This window comes from Photobacterium ganghwense (genome assembly GCF_017329545.1).
GTDB classification, from domain to species: Bacteria; Pseudomonadota; Gammaproteobacteria; order Enterobacterales; family Vibrionaceae; genus Photobacterium; species Photobacterium ganghwense.
Genome location: NZ_CP071325.1, coordinates 962,611 through 978,743, shown reverse-complemented (window position 1 = coordinate 978,743; position 16,133 = coordinate 962,611). Strand labels below are relative to the sequence as shown.

Sequence of the window (16,133 nt, the reverse complement as noted above, 5' to 3'; positions counted from 1 at the left end):
TCATTACCCGGGCACAACTTCCTTGAGCTTGTCACGTTCCTGACGAGCCTGTTGCAGGAATTGCTTACGTTCCGCAGACGGAACCGGCGCCGCCTGAGGCAATGGGACTTTCATTGCATTAACCGGTCGGTTCTTCTTGATCAGTTCATAATGCAAGTGTGGCCCGGTTGAGCGCCCGGTATTGCCACTCAGCGCGATACGCTGCCCCATGGTGACCTTATCGCCGACTTTCACCAAAATGCGGTGCAAGTGCAGATAGCGGGTCATATATTCCCGGCCATGCTTAATAACGACAAAGTTACCGGCTAACGGGTGTTTCTGCGCCTTTACTACAACCCCATCACCAGATGCCAGCACCGGCGTACCGACTGGTGTGGCGAAATCCGTCCCGTTATGCGGAGAAATACGTCCGGTTACCGGGTGTTTACGGTTAGGATTGAATGAGGAGCTGATCCGGTAGCGCTTCGCCAACGGAAAACGCCGTAACGCCCGATTCAGGCTGTGGCCTTCCACATCATAAAACTGCCCGTCACTATGACGCATCACAAACACTTCACGGTTGCCGGACAGGTAGTATAACGAGCGAATATCACCACGGTTCACCGCAGTTCCATCAATAAATTCACGATCAACGGTGACCGCAAAGCGATCCCCTTTTTGGCTCTCACGCCCCAGATCAAACCGCCATTGCATCGCCTGTACCAGAGTCTGAATCTGGTTAGGCGACAGCCCGGCCGCCAATGCAGAATTATAGAAACTGCCCGAGATACGACCGGTCAGGAAAACGGGTTTAATCTCCCCTTTTTCCTCAATGGTCTGAAAACGGTATTGCTTGCCAACCAAAGTATACCGATCCGTTTCTTTGGCATTTCGCTTAATCGCAAACTCACTGACCTGGCCATCATCATTCAAAGTCCAGGTCAGGCTTTGGCCAACGCCAAGACGTTCGATGGCTTTGTTCACCCCGATCATCTTGTACATATCCGCAATCGGCAACGCATATTGGTTAAAGATGGAGCCCAGATTGTCACCGGAGGCAACATTATGGCTGTGTGCCGTTTCAACCACTTCATCCAGTTGTTGTTCCAGCTCATCTTTCTCAACCTGGAATTCAGGATCCTGCGGGTCAATAACCGCACCAAGCGGTTCACTGTTCTGCTCTGACAGCACTTCGATATCATCCAGCGGCAGCAAGATATCTTTGCGGCCGGAAACCGACGAGTGATCGACATGAACCCCAGCGGGCTGCCACAAAATGACAGCCGCCATCAAACATGAGGTCGTAAGTAGCGCAATTCGGTGCTGACGCGGCAGCCGGGAAAGGGCTTCCGTTGCAACCTTTACTTTTGCTTTCATTATTATTTAAGACACTTGGTAAAACTCTGCCCCAAATGGCGCAAAAACTGGACGTATCCACCCTGCTCTTCAGCAATCTCTGTTGCCATCGGATCCAGGGTGCCAACGCTTACTTCCGCGCCGTTAATAACACTGTTCACCACAGCAGGCGAGAACTGAGGCTCACTGAACACGCATTTCGCCTGCGCTTCTTTCAGTGAGTGACGAATTGACACCAGCGTTTTTGCGCCTGGACGGCGGTCCGGTTCAACCGTAAAATGACCCAGCTTATTCAGACCAAATTGATCTTCAAAATACCCGTAGCCATCGTGAAAGACGAAATAGCCTCGACTTGAGAGCGGCTGCAGCTCCTGCTCAAGCGCCTGAATTGTGTTATTGACCTCGGAAGTAAACCTGGAAAGGTTAGCTTCATACTGTTGTTTATGCAATGGATCAAGATCAATCAGCTTAGCAGTAATCACTTTTGCCGCCTGTAGAGACTGTTTTGGCCCCAGCCACAGATGCGGATCAATGCCGTCATGGCTGTGCCCGTGATGGTCAGCATGGTCAGCATGGTCAGCATGGTCAGCATGGTCAGCATGGTCAGCATGGTCAGCATGGTCAGCATGGTCAGCATGGTCAGCATGGTCAGCATGGTCAGCATGGTCAGCATGGTCAGCATGGTCAGCATGGTCAGCATGGTCAGCATGGTCAGCATGGTCAGCATGGTCAGCATGGTCAGCATGGTCAGCATGGTCAGCATGGTCAGCATGGTCAGCATGGTCAGCATGGTCAGCATGGTCAGCATGACTGTCTTCGCCATAGTAGCGGAAGTCAATGCCTTCCTGAGCGGTTAGCGCCAGTGCACGAGGATTATCCTTAAGCATTTTTGTCAGAAACATTTCCAGCTCTGGTCCGGCCCAAATCACCAGATCAGCCTGTTGAATTTTTTTCGCATCTGACGGCTTCAGCGCATAATCATGGGGAGAGCTGCCCGCAGGAAGCAGACTTTCACTGGACGCCACGCCGTGAGTCAGCTCCTGCACAATCAGGTTTAGTGGCTTCACGGTTGTGACCACGTTCAGATCAGCAGCGTGCAAATGAGAAGAAAACAGTAAGCCCAGTGAGCTACATGAAAGAAGGAGTCGACGCATACTTTGTTCCCTGAATAATTCTTGATTACAACAACCGGCACAGATGTTATATTATAACATCTCACTTTGGCAAATATCTTAAGCAACGAAATAATGGCAACCTTAGTTGAATTACAGGCAGTGACAGTAGCGTTTGAAGGACGCCATGTCTTGGATCAGGTCTCTGTCAGACTTGAGCGCGGCCAAATCACTACCCTTATCGGCCCTAACGGTGCCGGCAAGTCGACCCTTGTCAAAGTCATCACCGGTCTGCGCAAGCCGACCTCAGGTAACGTTATCCGCTCCCGCGGGCTGCGCATCGGCTATGTTCCGCAAAAACTGGCTCTCAATACCGCCCTGCCACTGACGGTGGATCGTTTTCTTCGTCTGGCAGGACGCTACCGTGAACAGGAGCGTATTGAGGCCCTGGATATGGTCGGCGGCCAGCACCTGCATCACAGTAGTATGCATGCACTCTCAGGTGGCGAAATGCAGCGCGTCCTGCTGGCCCGCGCCCTGCTGCAAAAGCCGGATCTGCTGGTTCTTGATGAACCGGTTCAGGGCGTTGACGTCAACGGCCAACTGGAACTTTACAGCCTGATCCAGTCACTGCGCGATCGGCTGAACTGCGCCATTCTGATGGTGTCCCATGATCTGCATCTGGTGATGGCAAAAACGGATCACGTTATTTGTCTTCATCACCATGTCTGCTGCTCCGGAGAGCCGGAGGCGATTACCACGCACCCTTCATATGTCGCCCTGTTTGGCCGCCAGCAGAGCGAACAACTGGCGTTGTACCAGCATCATCATAATCACGACCATGATTTATCCGGCAGTCCGGTAGGCCCTTGCCAACACGATCATCACACTCACGAACACCCTAAGAATCAAGAGAAACACAATGCTTGAGTTTTTGCTTCCCGCTTTGATTGCCGGCATTGGCATCGCCCTTTTAGCCGGTCCGCTGGGGTCGTTCGTTGTATGGCGAAAAATGGCCTATTTTGGCGATACCTTATCTCATGCCTCGCTGCTGGGAATCGCATTGGGGTTCCTGTTCAACATTAACCTTAATCTGGCACTGATCATCTGCTGTCTGTCACTGGCCGTCATTCTGGTGAGCCTGCAGAAGCAGAAATATGTCGCTACTGATACCTTGCTGGGTATTCTGGCTCACAGTGCGTTATCTCTGGGCTTGGTGGCTGTCAGTTTTCTGGACCATGTCCGCATCGACCTGATGTCGTACCTGTTCGGCGATTTACTGGCGGTAACAACACAGGATCTGCTGTGGATTTACGGTGGGGGAATTGTCGTTATTGCGATGCTGGTTGTACTGTGGCGCCCACTGCTGTCCATGACCATTAATGAAGAACTGGCTCAGGTGGAAGGTGTTAATGTAGAGCTGATGCGTCTGCTGCTGATGCTGATGATCGGCTTGGTTATCGCGGTGGCAATGAAGTTTGTCGGCGCATTGATCATCACTTCTCTGCTGATTATCCCTGCGGCAACCGCACGCCGCTTTGCCCGAAGCCCGGAAGCCATGGCGGCCATCGCCTCAGGTTTAGGCACGGTCGCTGTCATACTGGGTCTGGCCATGTCATGGCACTACGATACGCCAGCTGGCCCGTCTGTGGTTGTCGCAGCGGCAGGGCTCTTTATGCTGAGTCAGTTTAAACGTACTCATGCGTGAAGAACTGCATAGATACAGCACAAAACCGCACAACAGGCTGCCACGCGCAGCCTGTTTTTTTATGTTTTGCCAGTTTCAAAACTCGAACAAACCGAGATGCCGACGATAACAAATGTTTCTGATTTTGTGGGTCACCTGCTCACTTTTTGAAGCCGGTAAGTACTCCAGCAAACAAGAAAAATACGCCTCGTCTTTGCCCGACAGCATGAAATTATCGATGTAAAGTCGATGACAGGCGTAGGTGATGACATTCACTGCCAACGCCTCTTCCGCTCCGGACACATGCTCAAGCACGCAATCCTCATATCCGGCTTTGTCTTCCTTTGCCGATACATTGCTGACCGTAACGAAAGCGCCCAGCAATAACGCAACGACTCGTTTCATCACCGGCCTCCATCTCCGCTCGTACACCCTTGAAAATTTGCAAATCATATTCCCGTTAATACAGGTTTCATTCTGGCGGAGGATAGTCTTGAATTGACAAACGCCAGAATTTCACAATTTATTAACAGGCTTTTTGGCAGCCACATCAACACACCCAATGAGTATGAACCATCCATGGAAAGGAGTTAACCATGTCGACTGAAACTGTTGGCTTTCAACAGTCCACACTGTTGCAACGCTTTTCGTTCCTTTGCACGACCCTGGTGCAGCGCTACCTACCGGATCCTTTTTTATTTGCAGCAATCCTGACCTTTGTGGTCTTTTTGATTGCGATGCCTGTAACCCAACAAAGCCCGATGCAGATGGTCGATGCTTTCGCTGGCGGATTCTGGAACTTGCTGACGTTTGCGATGCAAATGGCGATGGTCGTGGTAACCGGGCATGCCATGGCGTCAGCCCCGGTGTTCAAGCGCAGTCTGGCCTACCTGGCGATGACCGCCAAAACGCCGGGCCATGCTATTTTTATTGTTACCCTCGTCAGTGCCATTGCTTGTTGGATTAACTGGGGATTTGGTCTGGTTGTAGGGGCTATTTTTGCCCGAGAACTTGCAGCCAAAGTCAAAGGCGTCGACTATCGCCTGCTGATTGCCTCTGCCTATACCGGTTTTTTGTTCTGGCATGCCGGTCTGTCAGGCTCGATCCCGTTAGCGCTTGCCAGCGGAAGTAATCTGGAGGTTGTCACCGCCGGGGCCGTCACTCAGGCGATTTCTACCAACGAAACCCTCTTTTCTGCATCCAACCTACTGATTCTGGCTGTCATGCTCCTTGTGATTCCATTGCTAAACAAAGCAATGCACCCGAGCCAGGCTGGCGAGGTCGTTACTATCGACCCGGCGCTGCTGCAAGAACCGCCGACTTCGCAACCCTCTCATCCGCTTACGCCAGCTGAAAAACTGGAACATAGCCCTTGGGTCAATCGCCTGCTGGCCTTACTCGGTTTTAGCTACATTATTAGCTACTTCGTTGAGCACGGATTTGCCCTGAACCTAAATATTGTTAACTTTATTTTCCTGTTCACCGCCATCCTCCTGCATGACTCACCAAAGCAATTGATCGCTGCGGTGGCAGAAGGCACCAAGAACACTGCTGGAATTTTGCTGCAATTTCCATTTTACGCCGGGATTATGGGGATGATGGTCGCTAAAGGTCCGGAAGGGATCTCTTTGGCGGGAGCCGTTTCCGACTGGTTCGTCAGTATTTCCACACCAGGTAGCTTTCCGCTCTTTACTTTTCTGAGCGCAGGCATTGTCAACTTCTTCGTCCCTTCTGGGGGTGGTCAATGGGCCGTCCAAGCACCAATTATGATGCCGGCAGGTGAAGCACTGGGTGTCCCAGCCGCGAAAACCGCCATGGCCATCGCCTGGGGCGACGCATGGACCAACATGATCCAGCCGTTCTGGGCCCTGCCAGCCTTGAGTATTGCTGGCCTGAACGCCAAAGACATTATGGGCTATTGCCTGGTTGCGCTGTTGGCTTCCGGCCTGATCATCGGCTTGGGACTCGTACTGTTCTAAACGGGTAATTCAGTGGCCTGCGAGGTTTAACCGCCGAGCAGGCTGCTTTTTTGCCAACGATTTCCATCATTTTTCAGCCCCGCAATCGACCATTCTCCACAATAATCACTCACAATAGCCACTCAAAATAACCACCAGCATTACCAATGCACTATCATCAACTAACACCCAATTCCATTCCCGGCCTGCATGTGCTGGCGCGAACGCCCTGTGCCCGATCCCAGGATTCAAGTCTGCATCACTGATACCACTAAACATATCAGTTACATTGGTCAATTCCGCTCAATTCGGCGAGGGGTATCTCATCGACGCTAAACCCGCCGGACAGCGCTTTGAAAAACTTTCCGGCACTGCACTTGAGAATGACTCTCCTGTCGCCGTTTTATCAACCTGTTATCAAGCAAAAGGGATCTCATGCTGGATAAGATGGCTTTTTTCGTTAATGTCATACGCTGCGGTTCAATCTCGGCCGCTTCTCGTAAATTTGATATATCTGTCTCTGCTGGCAGCCGCTGGCTGCAAAGTTTAGAGTCACAATTTGGCATGCCCCTGCTCAGACGCACCAACAAACTACTGACACCCACTCCAGCCGGACAGAAACTGTTCGAGGAATTTGCGCCGCTGGTTGATAGCGCCCACCACATTCAGCAGTCCCTGCTCGACTATCAGGAGCATGATAAGGGACATATCAATATTGCCTGTACTCCCGTCTATGCCAATCATTTCCTGATGAAAGAAATCAACGACTACCTGGTCGAGCAACCGCACGTCACGTTCTCTTTAAATATTACCCCCTGGGCTTTAGATCATGCCGGTGAAGCGGACTTGATGATCAGTGCCAATGCCACCTATCAGGGCTATCGGGAGCAAGATCTGCACCTGGTGCGCAGAGAGATTATGCAGTGTCCGTTTGTTCCCGTCGCCTCACCCGCTTATCTGGCGTTATACGGCACCCCGCAGTCTCCCGAAGCACTGAGCCACCACCGCTGCCTGTTTGCATCAACATTGACGGGCAGCAACGACTGGATCTTTACCTGCGGACCTGAAACCCAAATGATTAAGATCCCGAAAAATCTGGAGGTCAACGACAGCGACATGCTGCTGCAAGGGGTAAGAAATGGCACGGGGATTGGTTACTTACCCGAATTCGTCGTACGAAATGACATTCAAAACGGGTACTTAGTGCCTTTATTCAGCGACTATGGAACCAGCACCTGGAGCCTCAACTTGTACTATTACCCTCCGCAACGAGCGTCAGCGGCAGCCAGTAGTTTTAAGGCCTTTCTGCTTGAGCGTGCATTGGGCTAGCCCAGTTTCAGCGAGACCGACCCCGCGTCTCGCTGGCCTTCTTCCAAACAACACCCTCGCTTGCATATTCGCAAATTCGCTTTGCCGCAATAGCGCTAACGCTCCACTCTTCTCGCCCCATACACTCAAATGAACCACGACCCCAGTTTCTAAGCGCCCCACATCTGTACTAGCATGTGGCTGACGCTGACTGTTTGAGGCAAAACCAATGAAGAAGAATATCAACCGCAGCGAAATCGAGTCTCTCCTTCGTGATGGCATGACCATCATGATCGGCGGATTTATGGCAAATGGCGCTCCGGAACAACTGATTGACATCCTGCTGAGCAGCTCAGTGAAGAATTTAACCCTAGTCACCACTGACACCGGCACACCTAACTCCGGTTCCGGACGACTCATTGCCGCCAGACGTGTCCGCCGGTTGCTGGCATCACATATCGGCACCAACCCCGAAACCGGTCGGCAAATGGTTACCGGAGAACTGGAAGTTGAGTTAATCCCACAAGGCACTCTGGCCGAGCGGATCCGAGCAGCTGGCGCCGGACTGGGTGGATTTCTGACCCCAACGGGGCTGGGCACTGTAATTGCGGAAGGAAAACCAGTCATCGATGTCGATGGCCAGATGTTCTTACTGGAAAAACCGCTGCGTGCTGATCTGGCGTTAATCCGCGGCTCTGTCGTCGATAGCAAGGGAAATACTTTCTATCGCCGAACCACACAAAATTTCAATCCGCTGATGGCCATGGCGGCGGAGACGGTGATTGTCGAAGCCCACGAGCTCGTTGAAACCGGTGCCATCGCGGCGGAGAACGTTCACACGCCCGGCTTATTTATCGATCACATCTATCACCAGGAGGCTTGAGCCATGTCAAACGACAATGATAAACAACACGTCCGCTGTACCATTGCCCGGCGGGTTGCCCGGGAGCTGCGTGATGGCGATATCGTTAATCTAGGCATTGGCCTGCCTTCGTTAGTTGCCAACGAAATCGATGCTGACATTGAAGTGTTATTTCAATCCGAGAACGGGCTGTTAGGGATCCAGGGTCTGGCCAATGAGCACAACGTTGATCCGGATTTGGTCAATGCCGGAGGACAAGCGATCTCCGCCATTCCCGGTGCCAGCTATTTCAACAGTGCTGACTCCTTTGCCATTATTCGAGGTGGACATGTGGATGTCACTGTCCTGGGCGCGCTTCAGGTCGATGCGCAGGGAAATTTAGCGAACTGGATCATCCCCGGAAAAATGGTACCGGGTATGGGCGGGGCGATGGATTTAGTGGTTGGCGCCAAAAAGGTCATTGTGGCAATGGAGCATACCGCAAAAGGACAGCCTAAAATTCTTAACCATTGCAGCTTGCCACTCACTGCAGCTGGCCAGGTCAATGTCATCATCACCGAAATGGCCGTTTTCGTTGTGGAGCCAGAGGGGCTTGTGCTGACCGAAATCTCACCACATTTTACGATCTCGGATATCGAAGCAGCCACCGAGGCCCCCTTCACCATTAGCCCTGCACTCAAGCTCATGGCAGCATAGCCACTGGCTGCAACGGCTGCTATAGCGTCAACTCATCACTTTTCACTATAAATATAAAAAAACCGCTATCCATTAAACTGGATAGCGGTTTTTATTGTGCATAGTCAGTAACTGAGGAATTACCAGCCAGTTACTTCGCGCAGCGCCTTACCGATATCGGCCAGGCTCTTAACCGTTTTAACGCCAGCCGCTTCAAGTGCCTGGAACTTATCTTCTGCAGTACCTTTACCGCCAGAGATAATTGCACCTGCGTGACCCATGCGCTTACCTGGAGGGGCTGTTACACCCGCGATGTAAGAAACAACAGGCTTAGTTACATGCTCTTTGATGTATGCTGCCGCTTCTTCTTCCGCTGTACCACCGATTTCACCGATCATTACGATGGCTTCTGTCGCTGGATCTTTCTCGAACATCGCCAGGATATCGATGAAGTTTGAACCCGGGATTGGGTCACCACCGATACCAACACAGGTAGACTGGCCAAAGCCTTCGTCAGTCGTTTGCTTAACCGCTTCGTACGTCAACGTACCTGAACGTGAAACGATACCAACTTTACCCGCTTTGTGGATGTGACCAGGCATGATACCGATCTTACACTCGTCCGGTGTGATCACACCCGGGCAGTTTGGACCAATCATGCGAACGCCAGCTTCATCAAGGCGTACTTTCACGTCCAGCATATCCAGCGTTGGGATACCTTCAGTGATGGTAACGATCAGCTTGATGCCAGCATCGATCGCTTCCAGAATCGCATCTTTACAGAAAGGTGCTGGAACGTAGATAACCGTCGCCGTTGCGCCTGTTGTTTCAACAGCTTCACGAACAGTGTTGAATACTGGCAGACCCAGGTGCGTTGTACCGCCTTTACCCGGAGATACACCACCAACCATTTGCGTACCGTACGCAAGCGCTTGCTCAGAGTGGAATGTACCCTGACCGCCGGTGAAACCCTGACAGATTACTTTGGTGTCTTTGTTGATTAGGATTGACATTATTTACCCTCCGCTGCAGCAACTACTTTTTCCGCTGCTTCAGTTAGGGATGTCGCAGCAATAATGTTCAGGCCACTCTTAGCCAGTGTTTCTGCACCAAGGTCAGCGTTGTTACCTTCAAGGCGAACAACAACCGGTACTTCTACGCCAACTTCTTCAACGGCACCGATGATACCTTCGGCAATCAGATCACAACGGACGATACCACCAAAGATGTTAACCAGTACGGCTTTCACGTTTGCGTCAGACAGGATGATCTTGAAGGCTTCTGTTACACGCTCTTTCGTCGCGCCACCACCAACATCCAGGAAGTTTGCAGGCTTACCACCGTGGAGGTTCACGATGTCCATGGTACCCATTGCCAGACCAGCACCGTTTACCATACAGCCAATGTTGCCATCCAGAGCAACGTAGTTCAGTTCCCACTTCGCTGCATGCGCTTCACGCTCATCTTCTTGCGATGGGTCGTGCATTTCGCGCAGTTTTGGCTGACGGTACATTGCATTCGAGTCAATGTTAATCTTACCGTCCAGGCATAGCAGGTTGCCTTCGCCAGTGATGATCAGAGGGTTGATTTCAAGCAGCGCCAGGTCGTAGTCAGCAAACATTTTGCCCAGACCCAGGAAGATTTTGGTGAATTGCTTGATTTGATCGCCTTGCAGACCCAGTTTGAAAGCCAGCTCACGACCTTGGTATGGCTGAGGGCCAACCAGTGGATCGATAGCCGCTTTGTGGATCAGCTCAGGGGTCTCTTCAGCAACTTTCTCGATTTCAACGCCGCCTTCAGTAGACGCCATAAATACGATGCGGCGAGTAGCACGGTCTACAACCGCACCCAGGTACAGTTCGCTCGCGATGTTAGAGGCTTCTTCTACCAGGATTTTTGAAACAGGCTGACCGTTTGCATCTGTTTGGTAAGTTACCAGGTTTTTACCCAGCCACTTTTGTGCAAATTCTTTGATACCGTCTTTGGTTTTGTGCAGTTCCACACCGCCCGCTTTACCGCGGCCGCCAGCGTGTACCTGACATTTCACGACCCATTTGTCGCCACCAATTTTGCCAGCAGCTTCTGCTGCTTCTTGCGGTGTATCACACGCATAACCTTCCGGAACTGGCAGACCGTACTCAGCGAACAGCTGTTTCGCCTGATATTCATGCAGATTCATGATGTTCTATCCGTTTTCATATCCCTTAAGGGACTTGTTATATCCATGCGAAATACGCTGGGGTATTTCTTCGTTCTTCACTGCATATTAAATAGGCCGGACGTTGAGCCTGCCCGGCCTGATACAGTGTTATACGTCCAGAAGCAGACGTGTTGGGTCTTCTAGAAGCTCTTTGATAGTAACCAGGAAGCCTACTGACTCACGGCCATCGATCAGGCGGTGGTCGTAAGACAGTGCCAGGTACATCATTGGCAGGATTTCAACCTTGCCGTCTACCGCCATTGGACGGTCCTGGATTTTGTGCATACCCAGAATCGCAGCTTGTGGCGGGTTGATGATTGGCGTAGACATCAGGGAACCGAACACACCACCGTTGGTGATAGTGAAGTTACCGCCAGTCAGCTCTTCAACTTTCAGCTTGCCGTCACGGCCTTTGATAGCCAGGTCACGGATGCCTTTTTCAATTTCAGCCAGGCTTAGCTTGTCACAGTCACGCAGAACCGGAGTTACCAGGCCGCGAGGTGTTGACACAGCGATGCTGACGTCAAAGAAGTTGTGGTACACGATGTCGTCACCGTCGATAGAAGCATTCACTTCCGGGTAACGTTTCAGCGCTTCAACCACAGCTTTCACGTAGAAAGACATGAAGCCCAGGCGAATGCCGTGACGCTCTTCAAAGATGTCTTTGTACTGCTGACGCAGATCCATGATTGGCTTCATGTTCACTTCGTTGAAGGTCGTCAGCATCGCAGTGCTGTTCTTCGCTTCAAGCAGACGCTCAGCCACACGCTTACGCAGACGAGTCATCGGAACACGTTTCTCGCTACGGTGAGCAAGAGGCGCTTCTGCTTTCACTTCAACCGCAGTGTCAGCAACCGGTGCCGCTTTCTTACCGTCTTTCACGTAAGCTTCAACGTCTTCACGAGTGATGCGACCGCCAACACCAGTGCCTTTCACATCCGTTGCGTTAATGCTGTGCTCAGCCAGCAGGCGACGAACCGCAGGGCTCAGTGCTTCATTTGTTTCTTCACTCAGCGCGGCTGTACTGCGCTTGTTTGGTGAAGCTTCGGCTTCCGCCGGTACATCTTTAGTTGGTTCGCCAGCAACGGCGCCCACTTTGATCTTACCCAGCAGCTGCTTGGTCAGAACTGTCGTACCTTCCGCTTCCAGAATAGATTCCAGAATACCGTCTTCAGGTGCTGGTACTTCCAGCACAACTTTGTCTGTCTCGATATCAACCAGAACTTCATCACGTGTAACTGCATCACCTGGTTGTTTGTGCCAGGTTGCCACTGTCGCATCAGCAACTGATTCAGGTAAATCGGGAACCAGAATTTCGATCGTCATATCGGCTTTGTCCTTTTTGTTCCAGTTCAAATCAAGCTATTGTTAGTGCGTCTTCAACCAACGCTTTTTGTTGTTTCAGGTGAACCGACATGTAACCTACCGCCGGTGAGGCTGATGCCGCACGGCCTGCATAGTTCAGTTCAGCGCCTTGAGGCAGAGCAGCACGGAAGTTGTGCTGGCTTGAGTACCAAGCGCCCTGGTTCTGAGGTTCTTCCTGACACCAGATAAAGTCTTTAACGTGCTGGTAATCCGCCAGCGCCGCTTCGACGTCCTCTTTCGGGAATGGGTAAAGCTGTTCGATACGCACGATGGCAACATCGGTCTGCTCATTCTTACGACGCTGTTCCAGCAGATCGTAATACACCTTACCTGAACACAGGACGACACGTTTCACCTGTTTCGGATCCAGATCATCAATCTCGCCGATAGCAGGCTGGAAGTTGCCGTTAGCCAGGTCATCCAGAGTAGAAGTACACAGTGGATGGCGAAGCAGCGACTTCGGAGACATCACAATCAGCGGGCGACGCATTGGGCGTACAACCTGGCGACGCAACATGTGGTAAACCTGAGCCGGTGTGGATGGGATAACCACTTGCATGTTCTGCTCAGCACACAGCTGCAGGTAACGCTCAAGACGGGCTGATGAGTGCTCAGGGCCCTGACCTTCATAACCATGAGGTAACAGCATAGTCAGACCACACATACGGCCCCACTTCTGCTCACCCGAGCTGATGAACTGGTCAATCACTACCTGTGCACCGTTAGCGAAGTCACCAAACTGGGCTTCCCATACAGTCAGGCCGCCCGGCTCAGCCGTGGCATAACCGTATTCAAATGCCAGTACCGCTTCTTCCGACAACACAGAGTCAAACACCTGGAAAGGCCCCTGCTTGTCATGAATGTTTGCCAGCGGGATATAAGTGCTTGCATCGTTTTGGTTGTGCAGAACCGCGTGACGGTGGAAGAATGTACCACGTCCTGAGTCCTGGCCAGTGATACGAATGCGATTGCCTTCGTCAACCAAAGTGGCGTACGCCAGTGTTTCTGCCATACCCCAGTCGATAGCTTTTTCGCCGCTCGCCATAGACAGGCGATCGTTGTACAGCTTCTGAACCCGGCTTTGCAGAATGTGACTTTCAGGGTACTGACAGATACGTTGCGCCAACTCAATCAGGCGGCCTTCGTCGTACTGGTTTTTCCACTCAACAGTCCAGTCGTGGCCCAGATATGGAGCCCAGTCAACGGAATGGAGTTTCATTGGACGCCATTCTTTCACGACGCAATCACCACGATCCAGCGCATCACGGTACTCATTGATCAGTGCAGTCGCAGTTTCCAAATCAACCGAACCTGCATCAGTCAGCATGTCAGCATACAGCTTACGTGGCGTTGGGTGCTTCTTGATCTTCTGGTACATCAGCGGTTGAGTCGCATTCGGCTCATCCGCTTCGTTGTGACCATGGCGACGGTAACACACCAGATCAATCACGACATCGCGCTTAAAGGTGTTACGGAAATCCAGTGCAATACGAGTAACGAATGCAACGGCTTCCGGATCATCAGCGTTAACGTGGAAGATTGGTGACTGAACCATCTTGGCGATGTCAGTACAGTACTGAGTCGAACGGGTATCCATCGGGTTGGATGTAGTGAAACCAACCTGGTTGTTCACGACGATGCGAACAGTACCACCCACACGGTAACCACGAGACTGGGACATGTTGAAGGTTTCAGCTACCACACCCTGACCGGCAATTGCAGAGTCACCGTGGATGGTAATAGGCAGAACTTGCGAGCCATCTCTGTCGCCAAGGCGATCCTGACGGGCACGAACCGAGCCCACAACAACCGGATTCACAATTTCCAGGTGCGACGGGTTGAATGCGAGTGCTAAATGCACGTCACCGCCTGGCGTTGCGAAGTCAGCAGAGAAACCCTGGTGGTATTTCACATCACCAGTACCCCAGCTTTCGCCGTGCTTACCGGCAAACTCGTCAAACAGGTCCTGCGGCTTTTTACCCAGAACGTTGACCAGCATGTTCAGACGACCACGGTGTGCCATACCGATTACCACTTCACGGGCACCATTAGTACCTGCGTAGCGAATCAGTTCTTTGACCATAGGGATCAGGGCATCACCACCTTCCAGTGAGAAGCGCTTCGCACCAGGGAACTTCGCGCCCAGATAGCGCTCAAGACCTTCAGCAGCTGTCAGCTCTTCCAGGAATGTCTGTTGCTCTTCCTTCGTGAAAGTACCACGACCCACCACAGATTCCAGACGCTGCTGAATCCAGCGTTTTTCTTCTGTATTAGTGATGTGCATGTACTCGGCACCGATCGAACCACAGTAGGTTTTCTTCAGCGCATCATACAGCTCAGAAAGTTTCATGGTCTCTTGGCCGATAGCGAAAGAGCCCACGTTGAATGTTTCGTTGAAATCATCCGCTGTCAGGTTATGGAACTCAGGATCGAGGTCTGCGACTCGCTCCTGTTGCCACAGGCCTAACGGATCTAAGTTCGCGTGCTGATGTCCGCGGAATCGGTAAGCATTGATAAGCTGCAATACCTTAACCTGCTTGGCATCAACGTCTGGATCGCTGACGGTAGCACTTAGATGAGTCGTCTCTTTCGCCAAACGCCGGAAGTAGTCACGAACCCGTGAATGCGGCTGCTCAACGGCAGTTTCACTCACAACAGGCAGATCACTGAATACGTGACGCCATTCTTCGTCCACTAACTCTGGGTCGCTAAGATACAACTCGTAGAGATCCTCTACATAAGTTGCATTGGCGCCAGCCAGGTGTGAAGACTCTAACCAAGTCTTCATAACGCCGTTCTGCATTGTTTTCCCTTAACCACTAGTTATCGCCATTTGCGCCGGATTGGGTACCGGGCTAAAAGCCGGCTCCCGATTGCGAATCAGAGAGCCAGCATATCGATAATTCGAAAAATTATACTGCGCGCTTGAGCAACATCGACTTGATGTGGCCAATCGCTTTTGTCGGATTCAAGCCTTTCGGACAAACATTTACACAGTTCATGATGCCATGGCAACGGAAAACACTAAAAGCGTCGTCCAGATCAGATAAACGTTCGTCAGTCGCGGTATCACGACTATCAATTAACCAGCGGTATGCCGCCAGCAGGCCAGCCGGGCCAATAAATTTATCCGGGTTCCACCAGAATGACGGGCACGATGTGGAACAACATGCACACATGATACATTCGTACAGACCATCAAGGTGGGCACGATCTTCTGGTGACTGAAGGTTTTCACGAGCCGGTGGCTGTGCGCCTTCATTAATCAGGAACGGCTTAACCTTGGCATAGTTGGTGTAGAACTGATCCATATCGATGATCAGGTCACGAATCACAGGCAAACCAGGCAACGGACGGATAACAATGGTCTTTTCGCCTGTCAGCGCCGACAGCGGCGTGATACAAGCCAGACCGTTTTTACCGTTCATATTGATGCCATCAGAACCACATACCCCTTCACGGCATGAGCGACGGAACGCCAGTGACGGATCCTGTTCTTTCAGAAGAATCAGGGCGTCCAGTACCATCATGTCAGAGCCTTCCGGCACATCCAGGGTGTACCCTTTCATGTGCGGCGCGTTGTCTACGTCAGGGTTGTAGCGGTAAATCGAGAAATTGAGTTTCATAATCT

At 51.7% G+C, this 16,133-nt stretch carries 14 protein-coding genes; 6 read left to right on the top strand and 8 right to left on the bottom strand.

The genetic code is table 11. The features are described from left to right. Nucleotides 1–3: 3 nt before the first annotated feature. Together mepM and znuA are read right to left on the bottom strand one after the other, a co-directional pair. Nucleotides 4–1,356, bottom strand: a complete 1,353-nt coding sequence (mepM, locus tag FH974_RS04785) for a murein DD-endopeptidase MepM (protein WP_047883227.1) — start codon at nt 1,354–1,356, stop codon at nt 4–6. 2 nt (nt 1,357–1,358) lie between these two features. After that, nucleotides 1,359–2,489 (bottom strand): zinc ABC transporter substrate-binding protein ZnuA, encoded by a 1,131-nt coding sequence (gene znuA / locus FH974_RS04780; RefSeq protein WP_207103521.1) that lies wholly within the window; start codon nt 2,487–2,489, stop codon nt 1,359–1,361. 93 nt (nt 2,490–2,582) lie between these two features. Between znuA and znuC the strand changes: the two genes are divergently transcribed. Together znuC and znuB are read left to right on the top strand one after the other, a co-directional pair. After that, a complete protein-coding gene (gene znuC, locus FH974_RS04775; RefSeq protein ID WP_047887753.1) occupies nt 2,583–3,377 on the top strand; it encodes a zinc ABC transporter ATP-binding protein ZnuC in 795 nt (264 codons plus the stop codon). Beyond that, nucleotides 3,370–4,155, top strand: a complete 786-nt coding sequence (znuB, locus tag FH974_RS04770; protein WP_047887754.1) for a zinc ABC transporter permease subunit ZnuB — start codon at nt 3,370–3,372, stop codon at nt 4,153–4,155. The genes znuC and znuB overlap by 8 nt, the downstream gene beginning before the upstream one ends. Nucleotides 4,156–4,230: 75 nt before the next feature. Here znuB and FH974_RS04765 read toward each other — a convergent pair whose 3' ends face one another. Continuing rightward, complete coding sequence (locus tag FH974_RS04765; protein ID WP_047887755.1) at nt 4,231–4,539, bottom strand: VF_A0006 family four-cysteine protein; 309 nt, start codon at nt 4,537–4,539, stop codon at nt 4,231–4,233. 191 nt (nt 4,540–4,730) lie between these two features. Between FH974_RS04765 and FH974_RS04760 the strand changes: the two genes are divergently transcribed. From FH974_RS04760 to FH974_RS04745, 4 genes are all read left to right on the top strand, one after another. Further along, the gene (locus FH974_RS04760) at nt 4,731–6,113 is read left to right on the top strand and encodes a short-chain fatty acid transporter (RefSeq protein WP_047887756.1); all 1,383 of its coding nucleotides are present in this window, start codon (nt 4,731–4,733) and stop codon (nt 6,111–6,113) included. A gap of 414 nt (nt 6,114–6,527) precedes the next feature. Next, complete coding sequence (locus FH974_RS04755) at nt 6,528–7,421, top strand: LysR family transcriptional regulator (protein ID WP_047887757.1); 894 nt, start codon at nt 6,528–6,530, stop codon at nt 7,419–7,421. Nucleotides 7,422–7,629: 208 nt separating this feature from the next. Continuing rightward, nucleotides 7,630–8,283, top strand: coding sequence for a CoA transferase subunit A (locus FH974_RS04750; protein WP_047887758.1), 654 nt, complete (start codon nt 7,630–7,632; stop codon nt 8,281–8,283). A 3-nt stretch (nt 8,284–8,286) separates the two neighbouring features. After that, nucleotides 8,287–8,958 (top strand): 3-oxoacid CoA-transferase subunit B, encoded by a 672-nt coding sequence (locus FH974_RS04745; protein ID WP_047887759.1) that lies wholly within the window; start codon nt 8,287–8,289, stop codon nt 8,956–8,958. Between the two features lie 119 nt (nt 8,959–9,077). On the opposite strand, the gene sucD is transcribed toward FH974_RS04745, so the two are convergent. The 5 genes from sucD to FH974_RS04720 all read right to left on the bottom strand — a co-directional run bounded on the left by sucD (nt 9,078) and on the right by FH974_RS04720 (nt 16,128). Beyond that, a complete protein-coding gene (gene sucD / locus FH974_RS04740) occupies nt 9,078–9,950 on the bottom strand; it encodes a succinate--CoA ligase subunit alpha (RefSeq protein ID WP_047887760.1) in 873 nt (290 codons plus the stop codon). Next, nucleotides 9,950–11,116 carry an ADP-forming succinate--CoA ligase subunit beta gene (gene sucC, locus FH974_RS04735; protein WP_047887761.1) on the bottom strand — a complete coding sequence of 389 codons (1,167 nt, stop codon included), beginning with the start codon at nt 11,114–11,116 and terminating at the stop codon, nt 9,950–9,952. The genes sucD and sucC overlap by 1 nt, the downstream gene beginning before the upstream one ends. Before the next feature lie 129 nt (nt 11,117–11,245). Further along, complete coding sequence (gene odhB / locus FH974_RS04730; protein WP_047887762.1) at nt 11,246–12,463, bottom strand: 2-oxoglutarate dehydrogenase complex dihydrolipoyllysine-residue succinyltransferase; 1,218 nt, start codon at nt 12,461–12,463, stop codon at nt 11,246–11,248. A gap of 31 nt (nt 12,464–12,494) precedes the next feature. Next, nucleotides 12,495–15,305 (bottom strand): 2-oxoglutarate dehydrogenase E1 component, encoded by a 2,811-nt coding sequence (sucA, locus tag FH974_RS04725; protein ID WP_047887763.1) that lies wholly within the window; start codon nt 15,303–15,305, stop codon nt 12,495–12,497. Between the two features lie 109 nt (nt 15,306–15,414). Further along, complete coding sequence (locus FH974_RS04720) at nt 15,415–16,128, bottom strand: succinate dehydrogenase iron-sulfur subunit (protein WP_047887764.1); 714 nt, start codon at nt 16,126–16,128, stop codon at nt 15,415–15,417. Nucleotides 16,129–16,133 lie beyond the last annotated feature (5 nt).

Excerpts from the sequence above, each read along its gene's own strand:
- mepM (WP_047883227.1), bottom strand. The coding sequence starts at position 1,356 with ATGAAAGCAAAAGTAAAGGTTGCAACGGAAGCCCTTTCCCGGCTGCCG.
- znuA (WP_207103521.1), bottom strand. The coding sequence starts at position 2,489 with ATGCGTCGACTCCTTCTTTCATGTAGCTCACTGGGCTTACTGTTTTCT.
- znuC (WP_047887753.1), top strand. The coding sequence starts at position 2,583 with ATGGCAACCTTAGTTGAATTACAGGCAGTGACAGTAGCGTTTGAAGGA.
- znuB (WP_047887754.1), top strand. The coding sequence starts at position 3,370 with ATGCTTGAGTTTTTGCTTCCCGCTTTGATTGCCGGCATTGGCATCGCC.
- FH974_RS04765 (WP_047887755.1), bottom strand. The coding sequence starts at position 4,539 with ATGAAACGAGTCGTTGCGTTATTGCTGGGCGCTTTCGTTACGGTCAGC.
- FH974_RS04760 (WP_047887756.1), top strand. The coding sequence starts at position 4,731 with ATGTCGACTGAAACTGTTGGCTTTCAACAGTCCACACTGTTGCAACGC.
- FH974_RS04755 (WP_047887757.1), top strand. The coding sequence starts at position 6,528 with ATGCTGGATAAGATGGCTTTTTTCGTTAATGTCATACGCTGCGGTTCA.
- FH974_RS04750 (WP_047887758.1), top strand. The coding sequence starts at position 7,630 with ATGAAGAAGAATATCAACCGCAGCGAAATCGAGTCTCTCCTTCGTGAT.
- FH974_RS04745 (WP_047887759.1), top strand. The coding sequence starts at position 8,287 with ATGTCAAACGACAATGATAAACAACACGTCCGCTGTACCATTGCCCGG.
- sucD (WP_047887760.1), bottom strand. The coding sequence starts at position 9,950 with ATGTCAATCCTAATCAACAAAGACACCAAAGTAATCTGTCAGGGTTTC.
- sucC (WP_047887761.1), bottom strand. The coding sequence starts at position 11,116 with ATGAATCTGCATGAATATCAGGCGAAACAGCTGTTCGCTGAGTACGGT.
- odhB (WP_047887762.1), bottom strand. The coding sequence starts at position 12,463 with ATGACGATCGAAATTCTGGTTCCCGATTTACCTGAATCAGTTGCTGAT.
- sucA (WP_047887763.1), bottom strand. The coding sequence starts at position 15,305 with ATGCAGAACGGCGTTATGAAGACTTGGTTAGAGTCTTCACACCTGGCT.
- FH974_RS04720 (WP_047887764.1), bottom strand. The coding sequence starts at position 16,128 with ATGAAACTCAATTTCTCGATTTACCGCTACAACCCTGACGTAGACAAC.